General features: G+C 57.3%; 11 protein-coding genes. 7 read left to right on the top strand and 4 right to left on the bottom strand.

The window, feature by feature from the left end:
* Positions 1-46 precede the first annotated feature (46 nt).
* Positions 47-1921, top strand: coding sequence for a molecular chaperone HtpG (gene htpG, locus ACLIBF_RS16080; RefSeq protein WP_046288479.1), 1875 nt, complete (start codon positions 47-49; stop codon positions 1919-1921).
* A gap of 32 nt (positions 1922-1953) precedes the next feature.
* Here htpG and ACLIBF_RS16075 read toward each other — a convergent pair whose 3' ends face one another.
* A complete protein-coding gene (locus ACLIBF_RS16075; protein WP_279809555.1) occupies positions 1954-2823 on the bottom strand; it encodes a LysR substrate-binding domain-containing protein in 870 nt (289 codons plus the stop codon).
* A 186-nt stretch (positions 2824-3009) separates the two neighbouring features.
* Here ACLIBF_RS16075 and ACLIBF_RS16070 point away from each other — a divergent pair, with 186 nt between their 5' ends.
* From ACLIBF_RS16070 to ACLIBF_RS16055, 4 genes are all read left to right on the top strand, one after another.
* Positions 3010-3894, top strand: coding sequence for a DUF6024 family protein (locus ACLIBF_RS16070; RefSeq protein ID WP_279809554.1), 885 nt, complete (start codon positions 3010-3012; stop codon positions 3892-3894).
* 105 nt (positions 3895-3999) lie between these two features.
* Positions 4000-4644: an adenylate kinase gene (adk, locus tag ACLIBF_RS16065; protein WP_031376054.1), complete on the top strand. Its 645-nt coding sequence runs from the start codon at positions 4000-4002 to the stop codon at positions 4642-4644.
* Positions 4645-4757: 113 nt separating this feature from the next.
* Positions 4758-5717, top strand: a complete 960-nt coding sequence (gene hemH, locus ACLIBF_RS16060; protein WP_448310107.1) for a ferrochelatase — start codon at positions 4758-4760, stop codon at positions 5715-5717.
* 57 nt (positions 5718-5774) lie between these two features.
* The gene (locus ACLIBF_RS16055) at positions 5775-7076 is read left to right on the top strand and encodes an inosine/guanosine kinase (RefSeq protein WP_046288478.1); all 1302 of its coding nucleotides are present in this window, start codon (positions 5775-5777) and stop codon (positions 7074-7076) included.
* 298 nt (positions 7077-7374) lie between these two features.
* On the opposite strand, the gene ybaL is transcribed toward ACLIBF_RS16055, so the two are convergent.
* The gene (gene ybaL / locus ACLIBF_RS16050; protein WP_031376056.1) at positions 7375-9069 is read right to left on the bottom strand and encodes a YbaL family putative K(+) efflux transporter; all 1695 of its coding nucleotides are present in this window, start codon (positions 9067-9069) and stop codon (positions 7375-7377) included.
* Positions 9070-9556: 487 nt separating this feature from the next.
* Here ybaL and ushA point away from each other — a divergent pair, with 487 nt between their 5' ends.
* Positions 9557-11323 (top strand): bifunctional UDP-sugar hydrolase/5'-nucleotidase UshA, encoded by a 1767-nt coding sequence (gene ushA, locus ACLIBF_RS16045; protein WP_069727957.1) that lies wholly within the window; start codon positions 9557-9559, stop codon positions 11321-11323.
* A 35-nt stretch (positions 11324-11358) separates the two neighbouring features.
* Here ushA and ACLIBF_RS16040 read toward each other — a convergent pair whose 3' ends face one another.
* Positions 11359-11790, bottom strand: coding sequence for a multidrug/biocide efflux PACE transporter (locus ACLIBF_RS16040; protein WP_069727958.1), 432 nt, complete (start codon positions 11788-11790; stop codon positions 11359-11361).
* Between the two features lie 90 nt (positions 11791-11880).
* Between ACLIBF_RS16040 and ACLIBF_RS16035 the strand changes: the two genes are divergently transcribed.
* Positions 11881-12750, top strand: coding sequence for a LysR family transcriptional regulator (locus tag ACLIBF_RS16035; protein WP_031376058.1), 870 nt, complete (start codon positions 11881-11883; stop codon positions 12748-12750).
* On the opposite strand, the gene ybaK is transcribed toward ACLIBF_RS16035, so the two are convergent.
* Positions 12747-13226: a Cys-tRNA(Pro)/Cys-tRNA(Cys) deacylase YbaK gene (gene ybaK, locus ACLIBF_RS16030; protein ID WP_069727959.1), complete on the bottom strand. Its 480-nt coding sequence runs from the start codon at positions 13224-13226 to the stop codon at positions 12747-12749. The genes ACLIBF_RS16035 and ybaK overlap by 4 nt on opposite strands.
* Positions 13227-13313: the final 87 nt, after the last annotated feature.

The following is a 13313-nucleotide window of genomic DNA, read 5'->3' as shown; positions in this document are numbered from 1 at the left end:
CCACATCAACCTCAACGTTTGTTCAACCTGTTTTGTTGAGGTAGCAATGACCATGAAAGGACAAGAGACCCGTGGCTTTCAGTCGGAAGTAAAACAACTTCTGCACCTGATGATCCATTCTCTCTATTCAAACAAAGAGATTTTCCTGCGTGAGCTGATTTCCAACGCCTCGGATGCGGCAGACAAACTGCGTTTCCGTGCGCTGTCGGATGCCAGCCTGTATGAAGGCGACGGTGAACTGCGCGTCCGTCTCTCTGTTGACAAGGACAACCGCACCCTGACCCTGAGCGACAACGGTATCGGTATGCGTCGTGACGAGGTGATTGAGAACCTCGGTACCATCGCAAAATCGGGTACTAAAGCGTTTCTTGAATCGCTGGGCTCCGATCAGGCGAAAGACAGCCAGCTGATTGGACAGTTCGGGGTGGGCTTCTACTCTGCCTTCATCGTGGCGGATAAGGTCACCGTGCGGACCCGTGCGGCCGGTGCCTCGGCTGACGAAGGCGTATTCTGGGAATCGGCGGGCGAGGGTGAATATACCCTGGCGGACATTGAGAAAGCCGATCGCGGTACCGAAATCACCCTGCATCTGCGCGAAGGCGAAGATGAATTCCTCGACGCGTGGCGCGTTCGCAACATCATCAGCAAATATTCCGATCACATTGCGCTGCCGGTTGAAATCGAAAGCAAAGATGAAGAGAGCGACAGCACCCACTGGGAAAAAATTAACAAAGCCCAGGCGCTGTGGACCCGCAACAAGTCAGAGATCAGCGACGAAGAGTACAACGAGTTTTACAAGCACATTGCCCATGACTTCAGCGATCCGGTCGCCTGGAGCCATAACCGGGTGGAAGGTAAGCAGGAATACACCAGCCTGCTCTACATTCCGGCGCGCGCACCGTTTGATATGTGGAACCGCGAGCACAAGCATGGCCTGAAACTTTACGTACAGCGCGTCTTCATCATGGACGACGCCGAACAGTTTATGCCGAACTACCTGCGCTTCGTCCGCGGTCTGATCGACTCGAATGACCTGCCGCTTAACGTCTCCCGTGAGATCCTGCAGGATAGCCGGGTCACCCAGAGCCTGCGCGGCGCGCTGACCAAACGCACCCTGCAGATGCTGGAAAAACTGGCGAAAGACGACAGCGAAAAATACCAGACATTCTGGAAAGAGTTCGGTCTGGTGCTGAAAGAGGGCCCGGCTGAAGATCACGCTAACCAGGAAGCGATTGCGAAACTGCTGCGTTTTGCCACTACCCAGAGCGAAGGCGCGGCGCAAACCGTTTCGCTGGAAGATTACGTCAGCCGGATGGTGGAAGGACAGGAGAAGATTTACTACATCACCGCAGATAGCTATGCCGCGGCGAAGAGCAGCCCGCACCTCGAGCTGTTCCGTAAGAAAGGCATTGAAGTGCTGCTGCTCTCCGATCGCATCGATGAGTGGATGATGAGCTACCTGACTGAGTTCGACGGTAAAACTTTCCAGTCGGTGAGCAAAGCGGATGATTCGCTGAGCAAACTGGCGGATGAAGAGACCGAAGAGCAGAAAGAGGCGGAAAAAGCGCTGGAGCCGTTTGTTGAGCGGGTGAAAACCCTGCTGGGCGAGCGGGTGAAAGAGGTGCGTCTGACTCATCGTCTGACCGACACGCCAGCGATCGTCACCACCGATGCCAACGAAATGACTACCCAGATGGCGAAGCTGTTTGCTGCGGCCGGTCAGGAAGTGCCGGAAGTGAAGTACATCTTCGAGATCAACCCGGATCATTCGCTGGTGAAACGCGTGGCGGACACCCAGGATGAAGCGCGCTTCGGCGAGTGGATCGAACTGTTACTGGATCAGGCGCTGCTGGCAGAACGCGGCACGCTCGACGATCCAAACCAGTTTATCCGTCGCATGAATCAGCTGCTGACGGCATAACCCAAAAAGCCGGTGACCCTCACCGGCTTTTTTTATGGCTGCGCGGCCTCACGCAGCCAGTCCCGAAACAGACTAATTTCCGGCTCAGGAGAGCGGCTCTGTCGGGTCAACATCCAGGTCGCACGTTCAACGCGAACAAACCCCAGCGGTGCGATCAGCGTGCCATCCTCCAGCTCCTGCCGCACCAGCAAATGGGGCGCCATTAACACGCCCAGTCCACTGCGCGCTGCCTGGATACCCAGAGTCAGGCTATCGAAATGCTGACCCCCGCTAAAGTTGCCGCTGATACCGGCTTTTTCCGCCCATTCTGACCAGGCGTGCAGCCGCGTATCGGCATGCAGCAGCGGCAGGGAGCGCAAATCGTTGCCGCTCTGTAACTGACGGGCAAACTGCGGTGCGCACAGCGGACCGATCTCATCTTCACTGATCAGCATGGCGTCAATGTCGCTTTCAGGGCGCGCGCTGTGGCTCAGAATCAGCACATCGACATGTTCACTGCGCAGCTGCGACAGATCCGCCAGCGGCTGGAAGCGGATCTCAATCCCGGGGTAGCGCTGGTAAAAGCTGGCGATGCGTGGGATCAGCCACTGTGACAAAAAACTCGGGGCGCAGGAGACGCTGATATACTGGCGCAGGCCGGTGCGGATGGTTTCACAGCTGCTGCGCAGTTCACTGAACGCCTGCTGACAGCTCTGCAGCAGGCGTTCACCGTGTGAGGTTAACTTTACGCGGCCGTTGCTGCGAACAAACAGCGGTTTGCCCATCCAGCTTTCCAGCTGACGTATCTGATGGCTGATCGCACTGTGCGTGACGTGCAGACGGTCCGCCGCCACGCTAAAGCTGCTGTGTAATGCCGCCTGGTGAAAATAGTGCAGCGCCCTCAGCGGTGGCAGTCCGGTCATCCTCATCCCCTGTTTAAAAATCTAACAAGGATTGTTCATTTATATCATTTTAAAGTCCAGCCGCATTGACCTACTCTACAGGGCAGATTCTGGCGGGTTGACTCAGCATATTATCTATGTGTCCTCCTGATATTCCGCCGCATTTCACCTTCTCTTATGCTGCACTACAACGAAAACGAGACGCTCATGGCATATGCTCCATCTTCCTCTGCCACGCCGTCAGAGACGCGCGACCGTTTGCGGCTGGCACTCTCACGTTTTTACAAGCTGGAGCAGTTCGATCTCTTCTTCGCCCCTTCGCTGCATATAGCGCGGGTGCTACTGTCACAGCTGTTTTTGCGCCAGGAGCAGGCGCGCAATCAGACACGCTACGCCTCACACTATCCGGTGACTGAACTCAACATTTTGCCGGCGATCCCGCTGATGGCCGGTAACATCATGCTGGTGCCACACGTCGATTTGCCCAACGCGCGGGTTCGCCCGCTGCGCGATTGCCAGAATCAGGGCGTCACTGAGGCGAGCGAAAGCTTTGCCAGCGTGCTGCACCATAATCTGATCGATGATGCGCATCTGTTTGTCACCCGGCTGGATCGTCACGCTGAGATCTGTGGCGATCTGGTGCTGGTGGCGCTGCGCACCTGTGATTTCAGTACGCTGGTGCGCAGCGAACTGCGCCTGTTTGAACAGGGGCTGAGTCTGACGGCCGTCGACGCGGCGCTGCGCCGTTTTGACGATCCGCAGTGGCGGCCGTATAACGCCGCGACCGTGGATGCGCTGTCGCTTCCCGGCCCGCTGTCACTGCATTCCAGCCATCAGCCCGGCTTGCCTTTTGCCAGTTTTAATCTGCCGCCGGCGATCATCACCACCCTGTGTGACGCGGAGGATGTGGTGAAATGGCCACAGCAGGCGCGGCTGCAGCTTAATGCCAACGTGCGCGGCAGCGGCAAAAAGAGCATCAATATGACCCACCAGCTGGGCAAGCGATTGCAGACCTTATTGGGGTGCGGCGGTAAATCTGAAAAAGGCGCGGGCCGCTCGACAGGCGCTGCTATCGGGCCGGAAAGGCAGTAAAGTAGACGGGTGCGATCCGCGCCCTTCCTTGTGATGAGCGGGTCATAATGGTATGTTCTTCGCCTTCTCAGATAGATCAATGCGATTCGCAAGGGGATTTACGCAATGCGTATTATTCTGCTCGGAGCTCCGGGCGCAGGTAAGGGGACTCAGGCCCAATTCATCATGGAGAAATATGGCATTCCGCAAATCTCCACCGGCGACATGTTGCGTGCAGCGGTAAAAGCAGGCAGCGAGCTGGGCAACCAGGCGAAAGCCATTATGGATGCCGGCAAACTGGTAACCGATGAGCTGGTGATTGCGCTGGTTAAAGAGCGTATCACTCAGGAAGACTGCAAAAACGGTTTCCTGCTGGACGGTTTCCCACGCACCATTCCTCAGGCGGATGCGATGAAAGAAGCCGGGATCACCGTTGATCACGTGCTGGAGTTCGCCGTACCGGATGAACTGATCGTTGAGCGTATCGTCGGTCGTCGTGTTCATACGCCATCTGGCCGGGTTTACCATGTCACCTTCAATCCACCGAAAGTGGAAGGTAAAGATGACGTTACCGGTGAAGAGCTGACCACCCGTAAAGACGATCAGGAAGAGACCGTGCGTAAGCGCCTGGTGGAATACCATCAGATGACCGCACCGCTGATTGCCTATTACAGCAAAGAAGCGGAAGCCGGTCACACCGCCTATCACAAAATTGACGGCACCCGTAAAGTGACCGAAGTGAGTGCCGAGCTGGCGAAGATCCTCGGCTAAGCACCAGGGGGCCGGTATTACTGGCCCCTTTTGCAGTAATTGCTTTTACCTCCCACTAATTCCGCTACAATTTCCTCGTTTTCACGCATCCCCGTCGTCATCAAGGAATCACAATGAGGCAAGATAAGCCCGGCGTGTTACTGGTTAATTTAGGTACGCCAGACGCCCCAACCACACCTGCTGTTAAACGCTATCTGAAACAGTTTTTAAGCGATCCTCGCGTGGTCGATACGCCGCGCTGGCTCTGGTGGCCGATCCTCAATGGCGTGGTGCTGCCGTTTCGCTCGCCGCGCGTGTCGAAACTCTACGCCTCGGTCTGGATGGAAGGCGGCTCGCCGCTGCTGGTTTACAGCCAGCGTCAGCGTGATGCGCTGGCGGCACGTGTCGATATGCCGGTTGAGCTTGGCATGAGCTACGGAAATCCCAGCATGAAAAGTGCGGTAGATAAGCTGATAGCGCAGGGCGTAACGCGCCTGATCGTGCTGCCGCTCTATCCGCAGTTCTCCTGCTCGACGGTGGCGGCGGTGTGGGATGGTTTAACCGCAGTATTTAAAGATTACCGTTCGTTGCCTGAGGTGCAGTTCATTCGCGATTACGCCGAACATCCGGCCTATATCGCCGCGCTGAAAGCGTCAGTAGAGCGATCTTTCGCGCAGCATGGTCAGCCCGATCTGCTGGTGATGTCGTTCCACGGCATCCCGCAGCGTTTCGCGAATGAAGGCGATGACTATCCTCAGCGCTGTGCCGATACCACTGCGGCACTGACCAAAGCGCTGGGTCTGCGTGACGACCAGTTTATGCTGACCTTCCAGTCGCGTTTCGGCCGCGAACCCTGGCTGATGCCTTACACCGACGAAACCATGAAAAGCCTGCCGGCCAAAGGCATCAGGCATGTGCAGGTCATGAGCCCCGGCTTCTCTTCAGACTGTCTGGAGACGCTGGAAGAGATCAGCGGTGAAAACTGTGAAATCTTCATGCACGCCGGTGGCGAGAAGTTTGAGTACATTCCGGCGCTCAACGCCGACGAAGCCCACATCGAAATGATGGTGCAGCTGGTCAACGCACGCCGTTAAAGCGAAGGCAGAGAGTGTGATATCATTCTCTGCCTGTTTTTCCAGACGGCATTCCCGATGAAATTTCCCGGCAAACGCAAATCCAAACACTACTTCCCGGTCAGCGCACGCGATCCCCTGTTACAGCCTGCTCAACACGATGTTGACGCGGGAAGCTGGGTAGTCGGCATCGATCAGACGCTGGTCGATATCGAAGCGAAAGTCGACGAGGCTTTCCTGACCCGTTATGGCCTGAGTGCCGGTCATTCACTGGTGATCGACGATGCCGTCGCGGAAGCGCTCTACAACGAACTGATGCGCGATGCGCTGATCACTCACCAGTTTGCCGGTGGCACCATTGGCAACACGCTGCATAACTTCTCGGTGCTGGCCGATGACCGTTCAGTGCTGCTGGGCGTGATGTGCAACAACATCCAGATCGGCGGCTACGCCTATCGCTATCTGTGCAATACCTCCAGCCGGATGGATCTCAACTATCTGCAGGGGGTTGATGGTGCGATTGGCCGCTGCTTTACGCTGATTGGTGAGAATGGCGAGCGGACGTTTGCCATCAGCCCGGGCCAGATGAACCAGCTCAAGCCCGATAACGTGCCGGAGTCGGTGATTGCCGGCGCTTCAGCGCTGGTGCTGACCTCCTACCTGGTGCGCTGCGCTGAGGGTGAACCGATGCCGCAGGCCACCTTGCGGGCGATCGAGTACGCCAAACGTCACAATGTACCGGTGGTGCTGACGCTCGGCACCAAACACGTGATCGGCGATAACCCCCAGTTCTGGCGCGACTTCCTGCGCGAGCACGTCACTATCGTGGCAATGAATGAAGAGGAAGCACTGGCGCTGACCGGCGAAGCCGATCCGCTGCTGGCCTCGGATATGGCGCTGGAGTGGGTGGATCTGGTGTTGTGCACTGCCGGGCCGACCGGGCTCTACATGGCGGGTTATACCGAAGAAGAGTTCAAACGTAAAACCAACCATCCGCTGCTGCCGGGTGCCATCGCTGAGTTTAACCAGTATGAGTTCAGCCGGGTAATGCGCCAGCAGGATTGTCAGCAGCCGCTGCGGATTTTCTCGCACATTGCGCCCTACATGGGCGGACCGGAGAAGATCATGAACACCAACGGTGCCGGAGATGGCGCGCTGGCGGCGTTACTGCATGATATTACCGCCAACAACTACCATCGCCTCAACGTGCCCAATTCCAGCAAGCACGCCCGCCCTTATCTGACCTATTCATCGCTGGCGCAGGTGTGTAAATATGCCAATCGCGTAAGCTATCAGGTTCTGAATCAGCATTCGCCGCGCTTAACCCGCGGGTTACCGGAGCGGGAAGACAGTCTGGAAGAGTCTTACTGGGATCGTTAAGCTGCCAGCCACAGGGCGTCAGATAGCTGACAAACTCAAATAAGGCTGAATCTGGCAGCAATGGATTAGCTCAACGCACAGGGTACAGGGTCAGAAGAGGAAAGCGTTCCGTCGCCCGGATAAAACGCCGGGCGCGTTTTTAGACAACGCAAAGCGTTGGCCCGGCTCTGGGCGCACCTCAGGGATGAGGTGCGTAATCGCGTGGGCCGGGCGAGTCAGGGATGGGCTTTTGCGTCTTACCGATCTGGCCGTGTTCCCTGTGCCGGCTCGCTCTCACCGCTATCCGGCCCTGGCTGAATCAACGCACCACGTCGCAGGCATGTAAATCTGTTCCCTGCTTCATCTCATCCTGCAGAATCTGCAGCATGCTGCTGGCAATTTCACGCTCGCCCATCACCACCCGGGTCGCGCCGCGCTCCATGATGTACTCCACCTCATCGTCGTAATGCGCCCGGGCGATGATCTCAATATTCTGGTGCTTCTCGCGCGCGGCGGTCACGACTTCACCCGCTTCATAGCCATTCGGGATGGTCAGCAACAGCCAGCGGGCGCAATCCAGCCGTGCCAGCTCCATGGTTTCAGCCCGGGCTGCATTGCCCAGCACCGCTTTAATGCCTCGCTCACGCAGCGCTTCGACGCGTGGACGGGAATTCTCAACCACCACCAGCGGCACGTTGGCCTCAATCAGCTTCTGGCCGATCAGGCTGCCGACCCGGCCATAGCCGACGATGACCGCGTGATTGCAGAACTCCACCGGGATCTGCTTCTCTTCCTCGATCGCCTCTTCCAGCGTCTGCTCTTCCATGGTTTCGGTTTTCGCCAGGAAACGCTCCAGCAGGGTAAACAGGATCGGGTTGATCATGATCGACAGGATAGCCGCTGCCAGCACCAGATTGCGGCCTTCATCGCTCAGCAGGCCGAGCGAGATGCCGAGTCCGGCCAGAATAAAGGCGAACTCGCCAATTTGCGCCAGGCTGACCGAGATAGTCAATGCGGTACGGCGGGAGTGGCCCAGCAGCGTCACCAGCAGCCAGGCGGCAACGGATTTGCCCACCACGATAATCACCAGCGCACCCAGCACCGCCAGCGGCTGCGTCACCAGAATCGACGGATCAAACAGCATGCCGACCGAGACGAAGAACAGCACGGCGAAAGCATCGCGCAACGGCAGGGTATCGCGGGCGGCGCGGTGGCTCAGTTCAGATTCGTTCAGCACCATGCCGGCAAAGAAGGCGCCGAGCGCGAATGAGACATCGAAGAATTCAACCGCGCCAAACGCAATCCCCAGCGCCAGCGCTAACACCGCCAGCGTAAACAGTTCGCGTGAGCCGGTGGCGGCGCTGCGGGCGAGGATCCACGGAACGGCACGCCGTCCGACCACCATCATCAGCACCATAAAGGCGGCCACTTTACCGATGGTCCACAGCAGGTCCCACGCCAGCAGTCCGGCGCTGGCGTTACCCTGTTCCATCATGCCAGCAATCGCCGGCAGCAATACCAGCGTCAGCACCATCACCAGATCTTCAACAATCAGCCAGCCAATAGCGATCTGGCCGCGCTGGCTATCAATTAACTGACGCTCTTCTAACGCCCGCAGTAACACCACGGTACTGGCGGTGGAGAGACAGAGGCCAAACACCAGGCCGGTCATCCACGACCATCCCAGCGTCCATGACAGACCCATTCCCAGTAACGTCGCAACCGCTATCTGTGCGACCGCACCGGGAATGGCGATCGACTTTACCGACATCAGGTCTTTTAACGAGAAGTGCAGGCCAACGCCAAACATCAGCAGAATCACCCCCAGCTCCGCCAGTTCCGGCGCGAGGTTAGTATCGGCGACAAAACCTGGCGTAAAGGGACCGGCCAGCACGCCAGCCAGCAGGTAGCCGACCAGCGGTGAAATGCGCAGGCGGTTTGCCAGCATCCCAAGGAGAAATGCCAGAACCAGTGCTCCGACAATGGTGGTGATCAACGGTGTGGTGTGATGCATGCCTGTCTCCTTGTATGCAAATGTATCTGCTTGTAACAAAGAAGTTTAATGCAAAATGGACGCTTTCGCTGAGCAATTTGCGGGAAGAGCAGAAAAAATCGGTTAAATGAGAGAAAAACGTAACCGAAAGGCCATTTTGGTTGCTTATCGTTAATATCGGCCGTGCTGGCGCATTATTAAAGGCCGGATAAATAAAGATTACGTCGGATAAATGCCCTAAGCGTGACGCGAATCAATGGCTAATGACCCTATTCGTCAGCTAAACCGTCGCCCGGCACAGTTTTGACAGGCCGTCAGCCGTCAGGTTGGCGCAATCCACTTTCATCTGGCATTCACTATGCTGCCCGCCGGGGCGTAATTCATCGTCACTGACGCCTGCCGCGTGCTTTAGCCTTGAGTTCATCAGAAGAATGTGCGAAACAGTGGGGCAGCCCGGTGAGCGAACCCGCAGAGATAAACGGGCCAGACAGAAATAAGGAGATTAACGGTGTTGTTATCACGATGGGCAGGATCGAGCGTTGCGCTAGTACTGGCGCTGATGCCGCTGTTTTCTCAGGCTGCAGAGCCTGACCGCACGTACCGCTTTAGCCTGCTGCACACCAATGATGAACATGGTCACTTCTGGTTCAATCCGCAGGGTGAATATGGTCTGGCAGCACAAAAAACGCTGATGGATACGCTGCGCTATGAGGTGCAGGCCAAAGGCGGCGGCGCATTAATCCTCTCGGCGGGCGACGTCAACACCGGGGTGCCGGAATCGGATGAACTGGATGCTGAACCCGATTTTCGCGCCATGAACCTGATTGGTTACGATGCAATGGCGCTCGGCAATCATGAATTCGACAAGCCGATTGCGGTGCTGCGTAAGCAGGAGAAGTGGGCACGATTCCCGCTGCTGGCGGCTAATGTCTATCAGAAAAGCAGCGGCGAGCGGATGTTTAAACCGTGGGCGGTGTTCAATCGTCTCGGCCTGAAAATTGCGGTACTGGGGCTGATTACGCCCGATACTGCCCGGCTGGCCAACCCGGCGGGCTTAACCGATGTCGAATTCCGCGATCCGATCGCCGAAACCATCAAAGCGGTGGCAGAGTTACGCGCCAGTGAGAAACCGGACGTGATTGTTGCGCTGACGCATCTGGGCCACTACGACGACGGCAAGCACGGCAGTAACGGCATCGGTGATGTCACGCTGGCACGCAGCCTGCCGGCCGGCACCCTCGACCTGATCGTCGGCGGTCACTCGCACGATGCAGTCTGCATGGAAAAAGAGAACGTCAGCGTGAAAAATTATCAGCCTGGCCAGCCGTGTCAGCCCGATAAACAGAACGGCATCTGGATCATGCAGGCGGATAAATGGGGCAAATATGTCGGGCGCGGCGATTTCACCTACCGTAATGGTCAGGTCACGCTGGAGGCGTACCAGCTGGTGCCGGTTAACCTTAAGCATCTGGTGAAGAATGCCGACGGCAGTGAAACCTGGCTCACCTGGCAGCAGGAGATCCCGAAAAACAGTGCGATGATGAAGCTGCTGATGCCGTTTCAGAAACGGGCTGAAGCAAAGCTGACCGTCAATGTCGGCAGCGCAGAGGGGGATTTCAGGGGCGAAAAAGAGCAGGTGCGCTTTGAGCAAACCAATCTCGGCCAGCTGATTTTACGGGCACAGATGGCGCATACCCAGGCTGACTTTGCGGTGATGAGCGGCGGCGGTATCCGCGCGTCCCTTAAAACCGGCAAACTGAGCTGGCGCGATCTGCTGCAGGTTCAGCCGTTCGGCAATCAGGTGGTGTCGGTAAGCCTGACCGGTGCCGAGATCAAAAAATATCTGGCGGTGGTGGCCAATATCCAGCCTGACTCAGGCGGCTACGCCCAGTTTGCCGGCATCAGCCTGACGGCCGACGGCAAAGAGGTCAGCGATATCCGCATCAACGGTAAGCCGCTCGAGGAGACGCAGCACTATCGCATGGCGACCAACAGTTTTAATGCCGCGGGCGGCGATGGCTATCCACGGCTGGATAATCATGCTGGCTACGTTAACAGCGGCGTGCCAGATGCGCAGGTGCTGCGCGACTGGATCAAGGCGCATTCGCCGATCAAGGCCAGCGACTACCAGCCGCAGGGACAGGTAGTGCATCTCACCGACGAGCAGATCAGGCAGCGTGATGAGGCGGCGGAGAAAGCGCGTAAACGCAACTACCCTAAAATGATTCTGGCGTGGATCTGGCCGTGGGGGAACGAAACAGCCCGGGCGCATTGAACGCATCGGGAGGCGCATGCGCCTCCCGATTGTTTTTATGCCTGACAGGATTTGCGGCTGATCCAGCGCTCGCGCAGTTTGTCCCACACCCAGTTATAGGCCATGGTGTAGGGCAGGAAGAACAGGAAGAAGGCGACTTCCACCAGAAACGCCTGCCACAGCGAAATATCCAGCATCCAGGCCGCAATCGGCAGGCCAATCAGGATAAATCCCCCTTCAAAACCCAGTGCGTGCATCACGCGCACGCCAGCACTGCGTTTCTGCCCTGGCGGGTGCAGCCGGTCAAATCCGCTGTTGTAGATCATGTTCCACAGCATCGCGACGGTAGACAACATAATCGCCAGCGATCCCATCTGAAACAGTGGCTTATTCATCGCCCATGCGGCCAGCGGTGATACGGTCAGAATCGCCAGTGTTTCAAAACAGACGGCATGTAAAATACGTTCTTTTAGTGAGCGGGTACGCATGACTTAACTCTCCTCGGGTTATGCCAGGCATTCTCTCACCGCAGAATGCTAAAATGAAATGAACACCTATCGAAAAAAGCGATGGATAAGATGCGTTACTCCCCGGAATCCCTTGAGGCCTTTGTCCAGACCGTGACCAGCGGCTCGTTTTCTGCTGCCGCGCGGGCGCTGGGAAAAAGTCAGTCCACCATCAGTGCGGCGGTGGCGAATTTAGAAGACGACCTCGGCCTGGTGTTGTTTGATCGTGGCGGACGCCAGCCGGTATTAACCGAGCAGGGACGACGCGCACTGCCGCAGGTGCAGCAAATTCTCGCCGCCAGTGAGCGGCTGGATGCGCTGGCAATACGTTTATCGCAGGGCGTAGAGCCGCGGTTAAGTTTTGCCGTCTCTGATTTCTGGCAAACCGATCATCACGAGCATCTGCTAAAGCAGTTTGACGCACGCTTTCCGGAGATCGAGCTGGAGTGCATGATGGCGGAAGATGGCGATGTGCTGGATCTGTTGCAGGCCGGGCGGGTCCATCTCGGGGTGGTGCGGGCGCAGCCCGCGCTGCCAGCCGATATTGCGGTGGCACGCCTGCAGGTGGAGGCTCAGATGGCGGTTTATCTGCACCATCAGCATCCGCTGGCGATGCTTAAAACCCTCAGTGAGAGTCAGCTTGAAGAGGTGCGCCATCTGCGACTGAATACCTGGGTCGAGCAGCGCGAACCGACCTCAATGGGGCGCATCTGGTCAGCGCCCACCTATTTATTGCTGCTGGAGATGGCAGAGCAGGGCTTTGGCTGGACCATCCTGCCACGCTGGCTGGTAAAGCAGTTTGGCCATGGCGTGTTGCAGGAGCTGCCGCTGCCGGGCTGGCCGCAGCATATTGCGGTTGAGGTGATCTGGTCGCGCCGTAACCCACCGGGTCCGGCGGGACGCTGGATGATCGATCAGCTATGCGCCCAGCCGCGGGTTTAATCGTGGCGGGCGATATCCGCCAGAGGGGCGTCCAGCAGGCGGGCAAGTTCCTGCGGTGCCAGTTCAATATCCAGCCCGCGCTTGCCGCCGGAAATAAAGATAGTGGCAAAGTCGGCAGCAGAAATATCGATCACCGTCGGCAGCCGTTTCTTCTGCCCCAGCGGACTGATGCCGCCGACCAGGTAGCCGGTCACCCGCTGCGCCTGTAGCGGATCGGCCATATCGACTTTTTTAGCCCCCAGCGCTTTGGCGACTTTTTTCAAATCGAGCTGGGTTGATACCGGCGTGACCGCCACCGCCAGCTGTTTTGCCTCGCCATTCAGCGCCACCAGCAGCGTTTTATAGACCTGACGCGCGTCCAGATTCAGTTTACGCACTGCCTCATCACCAAAATGGGTTTCGCTGCTGTCGTGTTCATAGGGGTGCAGAGTGAAGCTGACTTTTTGTTTTTCCAGTAGTTTTACTGCAGGTGTCATACCGGTCCCTTCCTAAGAAAAATCTTATTGCGCCCGATCGTTGAATAAAGGTGGCGAAATTTTGTGCTTTGCGCGAGAATTGGCCGC

Source organism: Pantoea sp. PGP6 (assembly GCF_053474785.1).
Note: the sequence above shows the minus strand (reverse complement) of the source record. Positions and strands in the feature narration are given on the sequence as shown.